Source organism: Aliidiomarina indica, assembly GCF_015354615.1.
GTDB lineage: Bacteria > Pseudomonadota > Gammaproteobacteria > Enterobacterales > Alteromonadaceae > Aliidiomarina > Aliidiomarina indica.
Genome location: NZ_JACAVQ010000004.1, coordinates 185,565 through 205,854, shown reverse-complemented (window position 1 = coordinate 205,854; position 20,290 = coordinate 185,565). Strand labels below are relative to the sequence as shown.

Annotated in this window: 19 protein-coding genes; 6 read left to right on the top strand and 13 right to left on the bottom strand. The window is 50.0% G+C overall.

Annotated features, from left to right (window positions below):
• Positions 1 to 5: 5 nt before the first annotated feature.
• Positions 6 to 725 carry a glycerophosphodiester phosphodiesterase gene (locus HXZ99_RS08175; protein ID WP_194756797.1) on the top strand — a complete coding sequence of 240 codons (720 nt, stop codon included), beginning with the start codon at positions 6 to 8 and terminating at the stop codon, positions 723 to 725.
• A gap of 65 nt (positions 726 to 790) precedes the next feature.
• Here HXZ99_RS08175 and HXZ99_RS08170 read toward each other — a convergent pair whose 3' ends face one another.
• From HXZ99_RS08170 to nudC, 4 genes are all read right to left on the bottom strand, one after another.
• Positions 791 to 3,934 carry an efflux RND transporter permease subunit gene (locus HXZ99_RS08170; protein WP_194756796.1) on the bottom strand — a complete coding sequence of 1,048 codons (3,144 nt, stop codon included), beginning with the start codon at positions 3,932 to 3,934 and terminating at the stop codon, positions 791 to 793.
• A 14-nt stretch (positions 3,935 to 3,948) separates the two neighbouring features.
• Positions 3,949 to 5,004 carry an efflux RND transporter periplasmic adaptor subunit gene (locus tag HXZ99_RS08165; RefSeq protein ID WP_194756795.1) on the bottom strand — a complete coding sequence of 352 codons (1,056 nt, stop codon included), beginning with the start codon at positions 5,002 to 5,004 and terminating at the stop codon, positions 3,949 to 3,951.
• A gap of 117 nt (positions 5,005 to 5,121) precedes the next feature.
• Positions 5,122 to 6,189, bottom strand: a complete 1,068-nt coding sequence (hemE, locus tag HXZ99_RS08160) for a uroporphyrinogen decarboxylase (protein ID WP_194756794.1) — start codon at positions 6,187 to 6,189, stop codon at positions 5,122 to 5,124.
• Between the two features lie 37 nt (positions 6,190 to 6,226).
• On the bottom strand, positions 6,227 to 7,033 hold the full coding sequence (gene nudC, locus HXZ99_RS08155) for an NAD(+) diphosphatase (protein WP_194756793.1): 807 nt from the start codon (positions 7,031 to 7,033) through the stop codon (positions 6,227 to 6,229).
• A gap of 132 nt (positions 7,034 to 7,165) precedes the next feature.
• On the opposite strand from nudC, the gene rsd reads away from it, so the two are divergent.
• Positions 7,166 to 7,645 (top strand): sigma D regulator, encoded by a 480-nt coding sequence (gene rsd / locus HXZ99_RS08150; RefSeq protein ID WP_194756792.1) that lies wholly within the window; start codon positions 7,166 to 7,168, stop codon positions 7,643 to 7,645.
• A gap of 78 nt (positions 7,646 to 7,723) precedes the next feature.
• On the opposite strand, the gene HXZ99_RS08145 is transcribed toward rsd, so the two are convergent.
• Positions 7,724 to 10,303: a penicillin acylase family protein gene (locus tag HXZ99_RS08145; RefSeq protein ID WP_194756791.1), complete on the bottom strand. Its 2,580-nt coding sequence runs from the start codon at positions 10,301 to 10,303 to the stop codon at positions 7,724 to 7,726.
• 202 nt (positions 10,304 to 10,505) lie between these two features.
• Positions 10,506 to 11,498, bottom strand: a complete 993-nt coding sequence (locus HXZ99_RS12370; protein WP_331458482.1) for an FKBP-type peptidyl-prolyl cis-trans isomerase — start codon at positions 11,496 to 11,498, stop codon at positions 10,506 to 10,508.
• Between the two features lie 116 nt (positions 11,499 to 11,614).
• On the opposite strand from HXZ99_RS12370, the gene HXZ99_RS08135 reads away from it, so the two are divergent.
• Positions 11,615 to 11,857 (top strand): SlyX family protein, encoded by a 243-nt coding sequence (locus HXZ99_RS08135; RefSeq protein WP_194756790.1) that lies wholly within the window; start codon positions 11,615 to 11,617, stop codon positions 11,855 to 11,857.
• 24 nt (positions 11,858 to 11,881) lie between these two features.
• The gene (locus HXZ99_RS08130; protein ID WP_194756789.1) at positions 11,882 to 12,772 is read left to right on the top strand and encodes a phosphoribulokinase; all 891 of its coding nucleotides are present in this window, start codon (positions 11,882 to 11,884) and stop codon (positions 12,770 to 12,772) included.
• A 54-nt stretch (positions 12,773 to 12,826) separates the two neighbouring features.
• Here the strand turns inward: HXZ99_RS08130 and HXZ99_RS08125 are convergent, their stop codons facing one another.
• The 7 genes from HXZ99_RS08125 to rpe form a co-directional block, all read right to left on the bottom strand.
• Positions 12,827 to 13,237, bottom strand: a complete 411-nt coding sequence (locus HXZ99_RS08125) for an OsmC family protein (protein ID WP_194756834.1) — start codon at positions 13,235 to 13,237, stop codon at positions 12,827 to 12,829.
• Between the two features lie 22 nt (positions 13,238 to 13,259).
• Complete coding sequence (gene astD / locus HXZ99_RS08120; RefSeq protein WP_194756788.1) at positions 13,260 to 14,735, bottom strand: succinylglutamate-semialdehyde dehydrogenase; 1,476 nt, start codon at positions 14,733 to 14,735, stop codon at positions 13,260 to 13,262.
• A gap of 34 nt (positions 14,736 to 14,769) precedes the next feature.
• Positions 14,770 to 15,783: an arginine N-succinyltransferase gene (gene astA, locus HXZ99_RS08115; RefSeq protein WP_194756787.1), complete on the bottom strand. Its 1,014-nt coding sequence runs from the start codon at positions 15,781 to 15,783 to the stop codon at positions 14,770 to 14,772.
• 9 nt (positions 15,784 to 15,792) lie between these two features.
• On the bottom strand, positions 15,793 to 17,004 hold the full coding sequence (locus tag HXZ99_RS08110) for an aspartate aminotransferase family protein (RefSeq protein ID WP_269434588.1): 1,212 nt from the start codon (positions 17,002 to 17,004) through the stop codon (positions 15,793 to 15,795).
• A gap of 176 nt (positions 17,005 to 17,180) precedes the next feature.
• Positions 17,181 to 17,840, bottom strand: a complete 660-nt coding sequence (locus HXZ99_RS08105) for an anthranilate synthase component II (protein WP_194756785.1) — start codon at positions 17,838 to 17,840, stop codon at positions 17,181 to 17,183.
• A gap of 33 nt (positions 17,841 to 17,873) precedes the next feature.
• Positions 17,874 to 18,878 carry a tryptophan--tRNA ligase gene (gene trpS, locus HXZ99_RS08100; RefSeq protein ID WP_194756784.1) on the bottom strand — a complete coding sequence of 335 codons (1,005 nt, stop codon included), beginning with the start codon at positions 18,876 to 18,878 and terminating at the stop codon, positions 17,874 to 17,876.
• A 64-nt stretch (positions 18,879 to 18,942) separates the two neighbouring features.
• Entirely contained in the window at positions 18,943 to 19,620 is a 678-nt protein-coding gene (gene rpe, locus HXZ99_RS08095; RefSeq protein WP_194756783.1) for a ribulose-phosphate 3-epimerase, read from the bottom strand.
• 156 nt (positions 19,621 to 19,776) lie between these two features.
• Between rpe and HXZ99_RS08090 the strand changes: the two genes are divergently transcribed.
• Both HXZ99_RS08090 and HXZ99_RS08085 read left to right on the top strand, forming a co-directional pair.
• Positions 19,777 to 20,058: a hypothetical protein gene (locus tag HXZ99_RS08090; protein ID WP_194756782.1), complete on the top strand. Its 282-nt coding sequence runs from the start codon at positions 19,777 to 19,779 to the stop codon at positions 20,056 to 20,058.
• An 18-nt stretch (positions 20,059 to 20,076) separates the two neighbouring features.
• Positions 20,077 to 20,286, top strand: a complete 210-nt coding sequence (locus HXZ99_RS08085; RefSeq protein ID WP_194756781.1) for a DUF2970 domain-containing protein — start codon at positions 20,077 to 20,079, stop codon at positions 20,284 to 20,286.
• The last annotated feature ends 4 nt before the right edge of the window (positions 20,287 to 20,290 follow it).

The window sequence follows — 20,290 nt, the reverse complement described above, 5'->3', positions numbered from 1 at the left end:
GATGAATGCTCGTGATCGCACACCGTGGCGCAAGTTTTGAGGCCCCAGAGAACACCCTGGTGGCCTTTGAGCGCGCAATTGATGCCCATGCCGATGGTATTGAATTAGACGTCATGGAAGTCGATGGCGAGCTCTTTGTGTTTCATGACCGGTATTTACGACGTCTGGCAGCGCAACCCGGTCGCTTTCAAGATCTGACGAGTGCGCAAGTTCGTGCGTTACGCATATTTAGTCAGCACCCCATCCCAACACTTCTCGAAGCACTTGAGTTTATTCAGGGGCGTTGTTTCGTGAATATTGAGCTAAAATCTCAGGTCAGTCAGGCTGCCCTCGTTGAAGTTCTCAACCAGGCGGAACAAACATTGGGGTTCAGCTCAGACCAATTAATCGTTTCCGCCTTTAATCATCATTGGATCCACGCATTAAAACAAAGCCGGCCGAAAACTCGCATTGGTGCACTGAGCGCCAGTTGCCTGTTAGATTACGCCCGCTTTGCCAATGAACTCGACGCCTATTCACTGCATATCGACATCGACTTTGTCACCTTTGAGCTTATTCAAGACGCCCATCAGCGCGGCCTGAAGGTATTTGTGTATACGGTGGATGAACCGGAAGATATTTTGCTGCTAAAGCGTTGGGGAGTTGGCGGACTCTTTACCAATCACCCACGTCATACCCGCAATGTTATCGACGGCCTCACCTCTGCGTCACCGTTTAATTTTTGAAATTTCCGCATAAAAAAACTCCCGCGCGACAAAGCGACGGGAGTTTTTTCTAACCTATATCCGTTTTATTTCAGCGCTTGTTCCACTTCTTTAAGCACTTCAACTTCACCCCGTCGATCCGGGTGTTCTTCTTCCATACGCTCGAGGTCACGCTCTAGCTGGCGTGGAGAACGCGTATTCTTCGCTAGTCCCATATAAAGCGCTGGCACTAAGAATATCGTCATAAAGGCCGAGAACGCGACACCGGCAAAAATGACGGTACCAATAACCATACGGCTTTCGGCACCTGGCCCAGAGGCAAGCACCAGCGGCAAAGCACTCATCAGGGTGGTAAAAGCCGTCATAATGATCGGACGTAAGCGTAAACGCGAGGCACGCGCTAAAGCATCCTCGAATTTCATCCCTGCGTCGCGCAACTGATTCGCAAACTCCACGATCAAGATACCGTTCTTCGCCGCCAACCCGATCAACATCACCAGACCAATCTGGGAGTAAATATTAATCGTCATGCCGGTGACCCAAAGTCCGAACAGCGCCCCAAATATTGCGAGCGGAACCGTGAGAATAATCACGAACGGATGCACAAAGCTCTCAAACTGTGCGGCCAACACCAAGAAGGTAATCGCCAACGCCAAACCAAAAATAAAGATGATGGTATTGCCACCTTCTTGGTACAGCAGAGATTGCCCTTTGTAATCAATCATCACGTCATCAGGCAAATGTTCCGCCACGATGTTTTCTAGATAGTTGAGGGCTTCACCCAGCGAATAGCCATCGGCAAGGTTGGCAGTGATAGTGATCGAACGCATCCGGTTATATCGATTTAACTGGGATGCCGTCGCGCCTTCTGTCACCGTGACTAAGTTCGACATAGGCACAAGCTGCCCGGTGCGCTGGGAACGCACATAAATATTGTTAATCGACTGTGGCGTGCGATAGTCATCACGCTCACCCTCAAGAATCACGTTGTATTCTTCACCGCGATCTTGATAACGGGTTACCCGTCGTTGCCCAAGCATACTTTCTAGGGTACGACCGATATCACCCACCGACACCCCAAGATCTGCCGCGCGCTCCTGATCAATTTGAATCATCAACTGCGGAACCGTTTCATTGTAATCGCTATCCAGCTGGATCAAGCCCGGATTTTCCGCTGCCTTTTCCAACACGATATCGCGATAGCGTGCCAAATCTTCGAAGGTGTTTCCTTGCAATACAAATTCAACTGGTCGGCCACCGCCGCCGCCACCGCCAATACCACTGCGCATATTGGCAAAGGCAATAACGTCAGGAACCTCTTGGAGCTTCACGCGAATCTCGTTCATTAATTCAAATGAACTCCAATCCCGCTCACTAAATGGAATAGTTCCCACGATGGCTATACCCGCGCTATTGCCCCAACCCGGCGTACGAATGATCAGTCGATCAACTTTGCCTTCGTCAATGTAGGGCAGCAAAATATTCTCAATTTCGCGCATATTACGGGCGTTCGATTCCTGACTCGCACCTTCAGCCGCACGTATCATGACGAAGAAATTGCCGCGATCTTCCGGCGGCACGAATTCTTGGCCAATACGGTCAAACATGAGGTAACCGGCGCCGGCAGCCAAGGCCACAACAACGAATGCCATAATTGGAACACTAATTGTTTTACGCACCAGGGTTTCATATTTTTCTTCAATGCGCTTAAAGCCACGATCAAGAAACTTACCAAAACCTTTATTGCGCTCCTGCTTTTTGAGTATCTTTGAGCACAACATCGGCGAGAGTGTTAGCGCCGTGATACTCGAGAAGGCGACGGCAGCCGCCAAGGCGAGCGCAAATTCGGTAAATAACATACCGATATTGCCATCAAGGAAGATGAGGGGGATGAACACCGAAATCAGCACTAAGGTTGTCGCAACAACAGCGAAACCTACTTCGCGGGCGCCTCGATAAGCGGCCAGAAGGGGCGGGTCGCCCGCCTCAACCCGTCGATAAATGTTCTCCAGAACCACGATGGAGTCGTCCACCACCAACCCGATGGCAAGCACCAACGCCAATAGGGTGAGCAGGTTAATCGAGAATCCCATGGCATAGAGCACAATATACGAAGACATCAGTGCCACCGGCACCGTGATAGCCGGAATCAGGGTGACACGAATATTGCCCAGGAAGAGGTAGATCACAATGACAACCATCGCCATCGCAATAAACAGGGTGTTGTACACTTCTTGAATGGAGTCGCGAATAAAGATCGACGAATCGTACGAAGGCACCAATATCATGCTTGCTGGTAAGGTGGCCCGTAAACGCTCAATCTCGCGTTCGACGTTATCAACAACTTCCAAGGTATTCGCGTCCGATTGGCGAATGATCCCCAAGCCAATCATATTTATTCCGTTGCCACGGAATTCCGAGCGATCGTCTTCTGCTTCTAACGACACTCGTGCGACTTCGCCCAATCGCACCAAGTAGCCATCGGAGCCCGATACAATCGAAAGATTCGCAAAGTCTTGAGGTGTTAGATAGCTGCGAGCAACGCGCACCGAGAACTCGCGATCCCGCGACTCAATGCGCCCTGCCGGTAACTCGACATTCTCCGCGCGCAAACGATTCTCAAGATCGGTAACGGTAATGCCGCGCGCCGCCATGGCGTTACGATCGAGCCAAAGCTTCATGGCATAGCGACGTTCGCCACCAATATTAACGCGGGCCACGCCATCCACAACCGAAAGCCGATCGACAATATAGCGGTTCGCGAAATCCGTTAACTCCAAGGTGGTCATGTTCTCGCTGCGCAAGTTGTACCAAACCACAGTGTCTTCGTCGGCATTCGCTTTGGTGACTTCCGGAGGCATCACTTGCTCAGGAAGATTGCGTAGAACCCGTTGCACACGCTCACGCACATCATTTGCCGCAGAATCGATATTTCGACTTTGTTCAAACTCAATGGTAATGCGTGAGTTGCCATCGCGGCTGCGTGAGGTGATGGTTTTAATTCCATCGATTCCACTGATGCGTTCCTCAATCACTTGCGTGATCTGAGTTTCAACGATTTCAGCGTTGGCGCCCGGATAGTTGGTGTTTACAGAAACAACCGGGGGCTCAATGTTTGGGTATTCCCGCAGTGGCAGCGATGTAAACGCAACCACCCCGAAAATAATAAGAAGAATATTAATAACCGTCGCAAAAACTGGACGCTTAACCGACGTATCAGAAAGAAACATCGCACTGCCTCCAATTAGCGTTCAGTGACACTGACGGGTAACCCATCACGCACACGGATTGTGCCTTCGACGATAATCATATCGCCTTCTTCAATGCCATCGAGGATTTCAACCCAACCCGGCAGCCGGCGGCCGGTTTCCACAAGTGTGCGAACCGCGCGATCTTCATCGTTCACCACGTAAACGAATTGCTCGTTACGAATTGGAATAACAGCACTTTCAGGCACCATCAAGGTATGATCGACGCGACGCTCGAGTTGAATACGCAACAACATACCGGCGCGCAGTTCGCGGCCTTCATTGTCAATCGACGCACGGACCAAAATTGAGCGGGTTACGGGATCAACACGCGACGCTAAACTAACAATTTCGCCAATAAACTCGCGCTCTGGATAAGCCGCTGACATGGCAATAACACGCTGGCCTGGATTAAGACTGGGAAGGTAGAGTTCCGGCACGCTGAAATCAACAAAGATGGGAGAAATCGCATCGAGCGTGGTAATGACGTCACCTGAGCGCACTAACTGGCCTTGACTCACTTTGCGCAGCCCTAGTTTGCCACTGAAGGGGGCATAAATCGTCATTTCGGCGAGACGCGAGCGAGCCACTTCTAATTCTGCACTGGTTTGTTCTACGCGCACTTCTTGCTCATCGATCATACTGCGCGATGCTGCATTTTCTTGAGCGAGTTCCCGTAAACGAGCTAACTGACGGCGGTTTTCGGCAAGCCGAAACTCCAATTCCTGCACCCGCGCTTGTTCTTCTCGGTCTGACAAGCTCACGAGAAGTTGGCCTTCCTCAACATCGTCTCCATCGGAGAAGTGAATGCCACTGACGGTTTGCGAAACGCGCGCCATTATGTCGACCGACTCGCGCGCTTGGGCGGTGCCTAGTCCTTCAATGATATCGCGAAATTCCATGACACGCGCCGGCGCGCCAATCACGGATGCAGCGCCCATGCCACGCTGATTTGTTGTATCTTCATCATCAGAAAAGTACAACACGCCAACAACCACAGCCAAAATAACTGCGATCACGGTTAACGGTGTAAAATATGAACGATTCGACATATGCTCCCAGCGTCCCTTATAAACAGCTCTTTAACTATATACGAGCATTGTAACGCAAAGGTGCCAGCCATCCTGACACCTTCAACGCTTATATATCGGGATTGGTCGCAAAAACGATCACTTATGGAAAGCCGGACTCAGTTCTGTAACCGCTTTAATGAAAGCTTCTGCATGGGCTGGATCCACTTCTGGGTGAATACCATGCCCCAAGTTAAATACATGACCCGTACCATTCCCGAAGCTTGTTAAGATGGTTTGAACTTCTTCGCGAATACGCTCCGGAGGTGCATAAAGCACACTCGGATCCATATTACCTTGCAACGCCACCTGCTCACCAACCCGAGCACGTGCATCCCCTAGATTCGTCGTCCAATCGACTCCTAAGGCATCACAACCCGTGGCAGCCATTAGTTCAAGCCATTGACCGCCATTTTTTGTAAATAGCGTGACGGGCACTTTACGGCCTTCGTTCTCACGCGTTAAGCCATCTACAATTTGCGCCATATAACGCAAACTAAACTCTTGGTAATCCCGCGGTGACAGCACACCACCCCAAGTATCGAAGATCATCACTGATTGCGCACCATTTGCGATTTGCGCATTCAAATAAGAAGTAACCGATTGCGCTAACTTATCTAAAAGCTGATGCATCACCGCAGGCTCTTGAAACATCATTTTTTTCACAATGGAGAAGTTCTTTGTGCTGCCGCCTTCAACCATGTAGGTGGCCAGTGTCCACGGGCTACCCGAGAAGCCGATGAGGGGAACCTCACCTTTTAACTCGCGGCGAATCGTGCGCACCGCGTTCATCACATAGCCTAGCTCATCTTCAGGATCTGGCACAGCTAATGCGGCCACGGCGCGTGCATCCCGCAAAGGACGCTGAAAGCGAGGACCTTCTCCCTGCTCGAAATACAGCCCCAAACCCATTGCATCAGGAATGGTGAGAATATCTGAGAATAATATGGCGGCATCAAGTGGGTAGCGGCGCAGCGGCTGTAAGGTGACTTCGCAGGCGAGTTCTGCATTTCGACAGAGGCTCATAAAGTCACCCGCTTGCGAGCGAACTTCGCGATACTCCGGCAGATAGCGGCCAGCTTGGCGCATCATCCAAATGGGCGTTCGGTCTACAGGCTGTTTCGCCAAGGCGCGCAAATAGCGGTCATTCTTTAACTCAGTACTCATAGCATCCTGATCCTTTAAATTTATGGGCCGAATTCTATCAGGAAGCATCCAAAACTTCAGCTTTTACTGTCGCGATTAAACGGGCCGCTATCGTGCCCTCAGGGGGCGTTTTCGGCAAATCGGTTAAAGCAAACCAATTGCCTTCGATCAGCTCACTTGGATCCAACACTAACGTGCCTGAATGCCACTGGGCAGTGAATCCGGCCATCAGCGAATGTGGAAATGGCCACGGTTGACTAAAACGGTAGCGAACATCTTTGATCTGAATACCCGCTTCCTCCAGCACTTCCCGATGTACCGCTTGTTCAAGTGACTCACCGCTTTCCACAAAGCCTGCGAGAATTGAGAATAGTCCCTCGGGATGACGACTCCCGCGCGCCAACAGTATGTCGCTGCCTTTATAAATCGCGACAATAATGCACGGCGAGATTCTTGGATAACAGAGAAAATCACATTGCGGACACAGAACCGCCAACTCCGTTTCCATCTGGACAGTTTCGCTTCCGCAGCGGCCGCAGTACTGATGGGTCTGTAAGAAGTGATGCACTTGGCAGGCCTTGCCCGCTAGCGCAAAAGTTTCGCTATCGGAAACCAATAACAATTGGCGCAAGGGTGTCCATTGCAATCCGTCAGGAACGGTCACATCTTTTGGCCACACCAATACGTACGCAGGCATACCCTCTAGCTCACCAATTTTTGCCGTATACTCGAGCTCCGCGAGCGGAAAACGGGTGATATCCGCAATCGGAATTTTCCCATCATGGTCGGTGAGTAATTGGTTGCCCTGCACAATAAACCAATTTACGGCATCGTCGCGCTGGGGCGTGTCTGCTGGTTGAATCATGATTTATCCTTAGAATCAGCCCGATGTTAAGAAAACGAAAGGTGCCGATGAATAAAGTTGATCTTCGCTACGTTCACACAGTACAGTGGAGTTACACACCCGGTCCGCAGGAAGCTTGCAAGGAGTTATATTATGTTACGCCGGAACACAGAAGCCAAACAACAATGGGCGGGATTGCACTCGGCGTTGGATCGATGGCTCGATGAACGCCAAGATTTACTCGTGCGCTACTTCAAACTAGCCGGACTACCCCCTTATGATGAACACGCAGAACAGTTACCGGCTGCATCAGATATTCGGGAATTTTGCGAAGTTTTAGTGGATTACATTTCTGCCGGTCATTTTGAACTCTATGACCATATTCTTGAAGAGGCAAAAGCTCACAATCAACACACGGATGCCCTTTCTAAGCAAATATACCCCCTTATTGCCACGACCACAGAAGTTGCATTGCGCTTCAATGATGATTACGCAGAAGTGACAGATACAGATCCTCTTCCCAAGTTTACCCATGATTTATCTCTGTTAGGCGAATCCCTGCAAAACCGTCTTGAGTTAGAAGACCAACTCATCGCGCTGCTCGCAGCCCATGAGGTGTTACCGGAAACCTAATCGCATTTTTTACGTAAAGTAACGCGTAAAAAGAAAGGCCAGCAATTGCTGGCCTTTTTCGTATCTGCAAGCAAACGCTTAATCGCTCGCACCTGCACCAATCATCCGCGTGGATATGGCATTGGCGCTTATATCCTCAGCCGTAAACCAAATCGGGCGTAATTGCGGTAAATCGGAGTAGAATTCCGTTTGATCAATATAATGAGGCGAACGCACATCATTCGACTGAGAGTATGTCAGCAAACCGCGCGCTTCAGGTCCCTCTTCGGTAAAACGCATGACAAACATCCAGCTCGAACCACTGGTAATATGATACCCCTGCTCAGATAGCTGAGTACCCGCCATTGAAGGATAACGATGGCGCGGCAACAAGGTACCGTCATCAGCCCCCTGCGAGCGAAACACATTAAAGCCACCCTCAATGTTATTGGCTCCAGACCAAGGTAAGCGATTTCCACTTGCTTCCCCATTGGGCAGGCTGCGCTCTACAAACTGTACATCACCTAAGGGCGCATGGACCGGATGAATACTTTGCTCAATGCGCTCCACTGCTTGTGCGAGTAAACGCATCACTTCAGGTGAGTTGGCTAAACCGGCGGGTGTTTCTAACGGGCGGCGGAAATCGTATGGGGTTGCCCATTGTGGATTGCGACTAAAGCGCTCCGCGAACTCCCGCAGCACAAAGGCGCCTATGCTGTGTCTATCCATCCGGCCATCCCACAACGCAAGAGCGGCACAGGCCTGAGACACATCAACCGTACGCGTGCCAATATCCACAGGCGTATCACCTTGAGCCGTACACATTGCCACCAGATCAGCATGAATCTCTTCGCCCAAGAACGCGCGATTGCTCAACAAGGATTCTTCCATTTCTGTCAATGTAACATCAGACAGTTCGGTGAGTTTTTGCTGCCCCATACGCGAGCGCAGAGTTTGCTGATTGTTATAAGGCCCGAACAGGTAATAGTCGGGGTCGCCAGTACTTACAATGGGTGCATTAGGGTTTGTTAGCCAATAACTATCATTGGAGTTTTGCACGAAGTCTGAGCGACGTAACTGGGGCGCTCGGTCAAAAGGAACCCGTCCTTGCGGTCGGAACATCTCACGATGCCCTGGTACTAAAGTAAAAGGCGCCTGCCCACGAACCGCTAACAGAACCAAGTTGGTGCGTAATTCTTGTAAGGCCTCAGGCAACAGATCAGGAACCGATGAGCCATCGGTGAAGAACACGTCACCGTGCTTATCCGCCGCCATAATATTGTTGAAGATAAGGCCGGTGAAGTTCTCAAAAGATTCCTCCACATCATCTATATTTTCCGCTAGATTGAGCGCCAGCCAATGGTCGAGAATATCAAAGTTGGGCAAGTTGGCATCATGCAACACAAAAGCTGAACGGGTTCCGGCAAGGTCACCACCCCATTCGAACGCACCAGGAATAGTCATCATGGGCCCAAACGAGCTTTGATAGAATGTTTTTTCCAAGGTGATGGTACTTGTAGGCCCAGTCGCCACTTCAATTTGATAGGTGTTTTCCTCTATCGTGTGCGCTTCACCATCCACCAAATACGTCATGCCCGACTCGTCATTCGGGTCGAGATGCAGTTGGTAAACAACAAAGCGTTCCGCGGTTGAGAACGTATGGGTCCACGCAATATTCTCGTTGAAACCAATGTTCACCACACCCGGCATGCCCGACAGCGAGCCGCCGACGACCTTCATTTCACCCGGAATTTCGATACCGAATTGCCAAAACCGTTGGTTGCCAACGTGTGGAAAGTGCGGATTAGCTAACACCATGCCCATTCCATTTTCCGTCATATCGCGACCCAGTGCCCATCCATTCGAGCCGAGCTCTTCTGGATTTGGATCCGGAATATCGATGGATGACACATCTAGGTCAAATGAGAAGCCAACGTCATCGCCACTCACACCCACGGGTGTTGGGGCAAAGCTGGTTCCGGGAGGGGTCGCGATGAACAAAGGCTGCAGGAAATTCGCTGCACCAGGCAACAAAGCGACACCCAAGGCGTACGTCAGCATATCGACCGGCTCAATGGGTTGAACCCACGGCATTCCTGCGCATGGCGGGGCAATATTATTAACCCCCACATCCTCCAAATAATAGTTATATCCTGCCGCGTAACCTTGCAACAAGGCTTGGCTTTCTTCGCTCAGCTGGTCAATGTTTTCTTCTGCCAGCGCGCGAATCCCTAATGCCTTATAGGTAAAATCGTTAATGATATGGGCGCTATCACCGGAGCCTGGGGTGCTGTCAGGACCAAAAAATCGTGAACGCAAGGAGTTAAAGCGCACGAACTGATCCGCCAAGATACAGATGTTATCTTCAGCAAATGCGTAAGCAGTACCAAAGGCAATCCCTTCAAGACTATCGCTTTCGATGTAAGGAACACCAAAATCAGTGCGGGTAATAGTGGCATTCACCTCGCCCGGCGCATAGGTCGTTACGCCAGTGGGTTCAGGGCCAGACGTGGGTGGTGGCGTGGCCGGAGGCGGCGTTTGGGTAACCGGTTCCGATGAGCTAAAGCAACCTGTTAGTGCCAGCGCGCAGGCTGATGCGATGATGCCTTTGCGAAGCAGTGCATATTGGCGCAACCCTCGCTGATTGGCTGCACGCAAAGAAGATGGCGATACAAACATGGTGATGTCCTTTTTATTGTTATCCAAATATACACACCGGACCACGAACTCGGCAGATGGGAATCCTTGAGTATTTACGAGGGAGACTCAAAGGTCAAACCAGTTAGCAGCTAAAAGTGCGTCGTTGACCGCATAAAAAAGCCCCCACGCTTTTCAGCGCAAGGGCTTCAGAACAAACGATTACCGCTGTGGAAAATACAGCCTAATTTGCTTGGGTCGACACCACGTCGATTAATTCAACTTCAAAAATCAGCGCCGAGTAGGGAGCGATCATAGGGCCACGTTGCGTATCTGCATAAGCCAACTCATGAGGAATCACAAAGCGATATTTGGCACCCACTTGCATCAGTTGAATACCTTCAGTCCAACCAGCAATAACGCGATTCAACGGGAAACTTGCTGTTTGGTTGCGTTCAACCGAGCTATCGAACAGCTCACCGGTAACTAACCAACCTTGGTAATGCACAATAACGATATCCGACGCCGTAGGAGATACACCATCACCTTCCTCAAGCACTTCGTACTGTAATCCTGAATCCGTGATTATCACGCCATCACGTTTTGCGTTTTCTTCTAAGTAAGCAAGGCCTAAAGCATGGTTTTCCGACATGATTCCGTCCACACCTGGCGCAGGTGAAGTAAGAATGTCGCGAATCGCTTCCCACTGCACCGTAATCTCTTCTTCGGTCATGCGGCCTTCTTCCTTCAGAGACTCGCGAAAGGCGATGGCAGCAATGCGTCCGCTAATGCCTTTATCGTAATCTTGCAGCAAGTTATCCACCATCAGCACTTGCAGGCCCATGTAGGCACCAAGCATGTACACCTGAGATGTTGTATCGTCCTCATCTAATGTGGTCTCGACGATCGCAGGTAAGTCAGCCATAGCTGGCGCATCTTGCAATCCACGCACCATCAGCTCAAGAGAGAGCATCTGCTCTTCCATGCGCGGTTTACGGTTTAGAATGTCAACGAAGCCCACATGCAACAATTCGTTCTTCTCTTCACGACCAAACTCTGGATTCTCTTCGGCAATTAATGCGATTAACTGCTGCGCTTCGCGCAACGACGCGGCACCTACTGCATAAGAGCGGGCATCATGCTCTTGATCTAAATTAATGCGATCGGGGGCTGGGCCACAGGCGGCCAATAATGCTGTTCCTGCCACTACAAGGAACAATTTTGTCATCAACTTCATGGAATTCTCCGCTATTATGTTGGTTTGGTCGTGTACAATTGGAGTATCAGGCACACTAAAATCTGGCGCCTATCATATACGTAAATACGCGCAAATGACTAATGGATAAAGTAAGAATGAGTAAAGATTCACCAAAGCCCGACTATTCGCTAGCTGAATTAATCGAGCGCATCGAGCGACTTGAAACGCAACTTGCCTTTCAAGAGGACACCATCGCAGAGCTCAATGACCTTGTCACAGTTCAAAATAGCGAGTTGCATCGGTTACATAAACATATGATTTTGATGGTCGAACGTGTACAACAGCTAGACGACGATCAAAAAGACGCGCCGGTCGATGAGCGTCCACCACATTATTAAAATAAGTTCGAAAGGGAGTTTTTCATGTCCGATCGCCATCCGATTATTGCCGTAACAGGGTCGTCTGGTTCTGGCACCACGACCACGAGCCAAGCTGTCCGTCATATTTTTCGCAGTTTGCGCCTGAACGCGGCCTTTGTTGAAGGCGATAGCTTCCATCGTTATACCCGTCCGGAAATGGATGTCGCCATTCGCAAAGCGCAAGAACAGGGAAAGCATATTAGTTATTTCGGTCCAGAGGCAAACGATTTTAAGGCCCTTGAATCCTTATTTAAAACCTATGGAAATACCGGCTCTGGGCGCCATCGTCGTTATCTTCATAGCTTCGATGACGCTGTGCCATATAATCAAATGCCAGGAACCTTTACGCCCTGGGAAAATCTGCCAACGGATACCGATTTATTGTTTTATGAAGGGTTGCACGGTGCCGTTGCCGCAGACGATTACGATGTGGCATCCCATGTTGACCTTATGATCGGCATGGTGCCTATTGTGAACTTAGAATGGATTCAAAAGATTATTCGCGACACGTCAGAGCGCGGGCACTCGCGCGAAAGCGTTGCTCAGAGCATTGTTCGCAGCATGGATGATTACATTCATCATATCGTGCCGCAATTTTCTCGCACCCATATTAATTTTCAACGGGTACCTACGGTAGACACCTCGAACCCATTTAGCGCAAAAGACATTCCATCGATGGATGAAAGTTTTGTTGTCATCCGCTTTCGCGGCATTCCAAGTCCCGACTTCACTTATTACTTGCAGATGATCGACGGTTCTTTTATGTCGCGCATTAATACGCTGGTGGTGCCGGGGGGCAAAATGGGATTGGCCATGGAGCTGATTCTTTCACCGCTGATTGAACGCCTGATGGATCGCAAGCAGCGCGCCATCATTCAATCACAGGAAGGGTAGTTTGTGGGCACTTACAGCGAGCTTGTTGAAACAAACCCGCTGTAACGTTTAGATTTACGGTGCGTCGTTCACGATCTCGAAGCTGTGGGTAATGTTTACGCTTTTACCCAGCATGATAGACACTGAGCAATATTTTTCTGCGCTCAGCTGAACCGCCCGCTCGACATGCTTTTCTGATACGTCGTGTCCATATACCCTAAAGGTCACATGAATATCGGTAAACACGGCAGGAGTTCCTTCCGCGCGCTGCCCATCAAGCAGAACCTCAACACTGCGCACATTTTGCTTTGCTTTTTGTAATATACCCACGACATCAACGGAAGAGCAGCTTCCCACCGCCATGAGCACCATTTCCATGGGGCTTGGCGCGTGCGCACCACCATCACCATCCATTACTACCGAATGGCCGCTACCTGAGGTAGCGACGAATTTCAGATCTTCGAGCCAACGAACCTTCGCAGACATCGGCTTAGCCATGGTTCACTCCTTAGAATTTAAGTCCCGGATTCAACGTGGCTGGAAAATCAATGGTTTCAGCCTCTACCGAAGCAACCGGATAGGCACAGTAATCGGCCGCATAATAGGCACTTGGGCGATGATTACCGCTGTCACCAATACCACCGAACGGCGCCGCACTGCTAGCACCGGTGATGGGTTTATTCCAGTTCACGATACCTGCACGAATACGAGTGAAGAAATGCTCCCAATCGGCGCGTGCATCTGACAACAAGCCTGCCGACAATCCAAAGCGCGTGGCATTGGCTGCGTCAATGGCATCATCAAAGTCTGTATAACGATATACCTTAAGCAAAGGACCAAAGTGCTCCTCATCAGGCATGTCGACGACATCGGTGACATCCAAAATACCAGGGGTCACAAAACCCAATTCTGGATTTGCTTGGGTCATTTCCACGAGCGCTTTCGCCCCGCGCTGCTGAAGATCACGTTGCGCACTGACCATGCCCGCGGCTGCTTTTGCTGAAATCATCGCCCCCATAAATGGCTGATCGTCCGCATCATATTCGCCCACTTGAATGTTCTTGGTCACTTCAAGCAAGCGCTTTAAGATCGCATTGCCGTTGTCATCGTCTTTCAGAAATAGGCGGCGCGAACAAGTGCAGCGTTGTCCCGATGTAATAAAGGCCGATTGCACGATGTTGTGCACCGCAGCATCGATATCTGCGACATCTTTCACGATAAGCGCATTGTTTCCGCCCATCTCCAACGCCAGAATTTTGTCGGGACGGCCACCAAATTGCTCATGTAAAAGCTTGCCTGTGGTGGATGAACCGGTAAAGAAAAGCCCGTCCATTTCAGGATGCGCGGCGAGCGCCTTACCTGTCTCCACTAAGCCTTGTACAAGATTAATCACGCCGGCAGGAATACCCGCCTGCTGCCACAATTCGATAGTAAATTGGGCTACCCAAGGCGTCATCTCGCTAGGTTTAAACACCACGACGTTGCCCGCCAATAATGCCGGAACAATGTGGCCATTCGGTAAATGACCGGGGAAGTTATAGGGGCCAAATACCGCCACTACTCCATGCGGTTTGTGCCGAATGAAGGCCTTGGCACCGGGCATCGCATTTTCAACCGTGCCAGTACGCTCATGGTACGCGCGCTCAGAAATAGCGACTTTGCCAATCATAGCACCAACCTCGGTGCGTGTTTCCCACAATGGCTTTCCAGTTTCCTGGGCCATAATTAGCGCCATTTTTTCTTTATTTTCTTCGAGTAATTGGCAAAACCGCTGGGCAATCTTAAGTCGCTCTTCAAACGTCGACAGCGCCCATGCCGGGAATGCGGCTCTCGCAGCTTGCATCGCGAGGTCTACCTGCGCTGCAGTTGCGCTTTTGCCTTGCCAGACCACGCGGTTCTTTGCTGGATCAATCGACGTAAAGGTATCACCCTCACCGTCGAGCCATTGACCATTAATAAAGTGTGTACGTACTTGTTCCGACATACTTCATTCCTCGTAATTTTTTAAGTGTGGCTGCCTATAATGCAGCTAAACGAACGTGATCACCGGCCACAACACCAAGCGCAGAGGCAGTGTTCTCGGTGATGACCACCTCATCACCGGTGCAGGTCACATCAGCCTGACAGGCACGAAAATCTTTTAGTTTGGTATTACATAAGAGCACATTTTCTGCCACTTCAGGGCGTCCGATGCGCACTTGCAGTAAGCGACTATTGCGCACCGTCCGTAATTGTTTTACTTCCGCTTCAACCGTCGGCCCAGCATCGAAAATATCGATGTATCCGCGATATCGAAAGCCTTCTGAAGTTAATAGTTTGAGTGCTGGCACGGTATTTTGATGCACTTTACCCACCACCTCTTGTGCACTTTTATCAAGCAAGTTCACATAGATCGGAAATTTAGGCATTAACTCTGCAATAAAGGTCTTCTCACCAATGCCCGTGAGGTAATCAGCACTTGGGAAATCCATAGTAAAAAAATGCTTTTCTAACCAGGCCCAAAATGGCGAACGCCCATCTGCATCTGAAATGCCACGCATTTCAGCAATGACTGTCTCAGCGAAACGCTGGCGAAACTGCGCCATAAACAGCAACCGAAACTTACTCAATACACGGCCATTGCGCCCCTTCCGATAGGGCTCTCTCAGAAACAAGGTGCAAAGTTCGCTTACGCCTGTGTAATCATTACACAAGGTGAGTGTTTGCAAATCATTGTAAACATTATGCTTGGCAGAGTGATGCACCACTCGACCGACGTGATAATGATAAAACGCCGATGACAAGCCGACCGCCGCTTCAATGCCACTGACCCCAACAATCTCTTGGGTCTCGGTGTCTTCCATGACGAAGAGGTACCCCTCTTCTCCAGGTTGCTTGATAGTTTCCAGTGCGAATGCCTGCTCAGCACGTGCAATACGACGCTTCAACAAGCCTTCATCCACGGGCAAGGAGGTGAAGCCGTGTCCCGACTCCACCGCGCACGCATGCAACGACTCGTAATCTCGAGCCTCAATTGGCCTTACGACTAACATAGCCTGTTCCTATTGATTCGCGGCAACAACACGCGCAACGGCTTTTTCTAATCGAGCCATGCCTTGTTGAATGTCCGTGTCAGAAATCACTAATGACGGTGTAAATCGCAACACATCCATGCCCGCGACAAGGATCATCACACCTTCTTCGGCACCCGCCGTTAAGAATTCACGAGCTTTACCTTTAAACTTGTCGTTCAGCGCAGCACCGAGGAGTAATCCACGGCCGCGAACCTCACTGAACACGTCGTATTTTTCATTAATTTTTGTCAGCGCGTCGCGGAACCATTGCTCACGTTCTTTCACCCCATGCAGTACTTCAGGCGTGTTCACCACGTCCATCACCGCTTCCGCTACAGCACAGCCCAGTGGGTTGCCACCATAGGTGCTGCCGTGCGTACCCGGCTTCAAATGCGCTGCGATAGCTTGGGTAGTTAACATGGCTCCAATCGGGAAGCCACCGCCCAACGCTTTTGCGGTGGTAAGAATATCTGGCACCACACTGGTTTGCTCGTAGGCATATAAGCTGCCGGTGCGACCAAAGCCTGTTTGAACTTCATCAAAAATAAGCAGTGCATTGTGGCGATTACATAGCTCACGCACGCCTTTTAAGAAGTCATCATCACCAGGAACAACGCCACCCTCACCTTGCAGAGGTTCGATCATGACCGCACACGTACGATCATTCATGACTGCTTCAAGGCTGGCTAAGTTATTAAACTCCACATGAGAAACGCCGCCAGGCTTAGGACCAAAACCGTCCGAATAGGCAGGTTGGCCGCCGACGGTTACGGTAAAGAAGGTACGACCATGGAAACCTTTATGGAATGCGATAATTTCTTGCTTGTCTTCACCATGCTCTTCTAGCGCCCAACGTCTTGCCAGCTTCAACGCTGCTTCGTTCGCTTCTGCCCCTGAGTTGGCAAAGTAAACACGTTCGGCGAAGGTCGCATCGACCAGTTTCTTTGCTAAGCGCAGTGCAGGTTCATTGGTTAACACGTTACTAAGGTGCCAAAGTTTATTAGCTTGCTCAGTTAAGGCGTTCACCATGGCGGGATGGCAATGGCCCAAACAACTTACGGCGATACCACCGGCAAAATCAATGTACTCGCGACCTTCCTGATCCCAAATCCGCGAACCCTCACCACGCACGGGGATAATATTGGCGGGGTTGTAATTGGGAACCATCACCTCATCAAACATAGCGCGAGTGACTGACATTACTTCTGACATATCGACTGATCTCCTAAGTGTGTTCTTTGCGCACGAGCAATTTGTACAGACAAGTGCATATTTGGCTGTATTATGACATGAAGCGGATCAAATGTCTTACTTCTTAAGTGATTATAAAATAAAGAGTTTTAAAGATAATTTAGAATTGCAGATAGGCCGCATAACTATGCAGAAGGAAGGGGTTCTCGCTGCGTTCTTATGCGTGATTTTGCACCGTTTTCGACCGAATTTATGTCGATGAGCTTACAAAAGTTCTCAAGGATATCATGGCCATAGCTGCTCAATACCGACTCTGGATGAAATTGCACGCCCATAATGGGTAACTCGCGATGGGAAAGGCCCATAATTTCTCCGGCAGCATGACCGTCCATAGGTTTACCGACCACCCGGGCGTCGATTTGTAGACAATCAGGGAAAGACCCCGCATCGACCACCAGAGAATGGTAACGGACCACCGAAAACGTCTCCGGTAGGCCCGAAAACAGTGGGCTGCCAAAATGCTGTATCAGCGAGCGCTTTCCATGCATGACTTGTTGGGCGCGCACAACGCGCCCGCCAAACACCTGACCAATAGCTTGATGACCAAGACACACACCAAGAATTGGGATTTTCCCTGCGCATGCCTCAATGGCGGCCAAGGAAATGCCCGCTTCATTCGGCGTACAAGGTCCGGGTGAGATAACGAGGGCACTCGGGGCCAGCCGGTCAATGTCCGCCACGTCAATCTCATCGTTGCGCACCACCCGAACCTGTTGCCCTAGCTCTTGAAAATAACGAGCTAGGTTGTGCGTAAATGAGTCGTAATTATCGATCAGGAGAATCACAATAAACGCACCCTAGATTGACTATGTCGTGATTTATCGGGGCAACACAAAACCAACGGCGTCGTAAACACGACGAAGTGTGGCTTGCGCCTCTGCCGACGCTTTTGCGGCACCTTTTTCCATCACGGCTGCCAAGGTGTCTTGATCCTCACGCAACTCGTGGTAGCGCTGTTGAATAGGTTCCAGTAACGCCACCACAGCATCGGCGACATCGCCTTTCAGATGCCCATACATCTTGCCTTCGTACTCCGCCACGAGCGAATCGATAGAGCGGCCTGTTGCCCCACTTAACAATGTTAGTAAATTCGCAACGCCGGCTTTGTTTTCAGGATCGTAGGCAACCCGCGGCGGATCTTCAGAGTCCGTTACGGCACTTTTAATCTTCTTGGCAATTTTCTTCGGATCTTCCAATAAGCCGATATAGTTTTTCGCATTATCGTCAGACTTTGACATCTTCTTGCTAGCATCCTGCAAGCTCATAATGCGCGCACCGTGTTGCGGGATAAAAGGCTCAGGAACGACGAACACATCACCATAAATATTGTTAAAGCGAGTGGCCACATCGCGGGCAAGTTCGAGGTGCTGCTTCTGATCATTACCAACCGGGACTTGATTCGCGTTATACAAAAGAATGTCTGCCGCCATCAAAACCGGATAGGTAAATAAGCCCGCATTCATATTCGATTCTTGTTTCTGCGATTTGTCCTTGTATTGCGTCATCCGATTCAGTTCCCCCATTTGCGTGTAGCAATTGAGGATCCAAGCAAGCTCGGCATGCTGCGGTACGTGGGATTGCAAAAACAGAGTACTTCTCTCAGGATCTAAACCGCAGGCCATGTAAAGCGCGAGGCCATCGAGAGTTGCGGCGCGCAAATCGGCTGGATTCTGCCGTACGGTAATGGCATGCAAATCGACCAACATAAAGTGGCACTGATGGGTATCCTGCATCGTAACCCACTGCCGTAAGGCGCCCATATAGTTGCCAATGGTTAATTGTCCCGACGGCTGGCAGCCACTTAGTACAACAGGTTTGGTCATGTGCATTTCCCTTGTTAATCTTTTTAAATCACACGTGTAAAAATGAAGAAGATAAGTACTTGGCTTATTTGGCCGTCACCTGCGCAAGCTGGTCACGCATCTGATCAATCACTTTTTTATAATCTGGTTGATTAAAAATTGCCGACCCCGCAACAAACATATCGGCGCCTGCCTCGGCTATTTCACGAATGTTGTCTGTTTTCACGCCACCATCCACTTCCAGAATAATATCACGGCCGCTGTTATCAATCAGCGTGCGCACTTGGCGTAATTTGTCCAAGGTGGTTGGAATAAACGATTGCCCACCAAAACCTGGATTCACCGACATCAACAAAATCATGTCTAATTTATCCATGACGTAGTCGAGGTAGTGCAGGGGCGTGGCTGGATTAAACACCAATCCTGCTTTACAGCCATGGTCTCGGATAAGCTGCAAGGTACGATCAATATGGGTTGAGGCTTCCGGATGAAACGTAATCATGGTTGCACCGGCTTTGGCAAATTGCGGTATAAGTGAATCTACCGGCTGCACCATCAGGTGCACATCAATTGGCGCTGACACCCCATAATCCCGCAAGGCTTGGCACACCATAGGGCCAATAGTTAAGTTCGGCACAAAGTGGTTATCCATGACGTCGAAATGCACCACATCGGCTCCTGCAGACAGGACCGTCTCGACTTCTTCACCCAGACGGGCGAAATCTGCAGACAAAATAGATGGAGCAATAAGATAATCACGCATACGGGTATCCTTTAGCCTTACGTATAGGAATTTCTTCCATTCTATCAATACCTGAGCGACCAAGCACCCAAAAACAACGCTGGATTGGTTTTCTCTTACCTGATAAAGTTAGCTGTTCGAGTATTTTTTATGGAAAAGAGCGCTCCGGGGTTCACTATGTTGAAAACATCCATGGGCCTGTGTGCATTGGCAGTCGTAGGCGTACTTTCATTACAGTACACTTCCGCGTTTCACGATCAGGAAGATTGCCGCACAGACGTTCGCAATAAGGATCCGCGAGCGGTTAGCCAAACATGTACAGGGAGCGTGAATTGGTTTGCGTGGGTGAGTGGCAAAAGCCGTTCAGCGCAATTCCATTTTCTAGATTTACTTGAGCTCACGCTCGGTAAATCGAATGATAAAAATAAACAACAGGGCGGCTCTAGCCCTTCCCGCTAAAGGAAAGACAACCACACCATGTCCGAACAAAGCGAACGCCCAGGATTATTTGCGATTGTTGTGAGTGTGTTAGCGGCGATGTTTGGTGTGCAAACAGAGGCTAACCGGCGGCGTGATTTTTCCGCCGGCAATCCACTTGCTTACATTATCGTTTTTATCATTATTTTAGCGGCTTTTGTGTTGAGCGTTGCTGGTGTTGTAAAGCTGGTGATGGCTATCACCAGCTAAACTA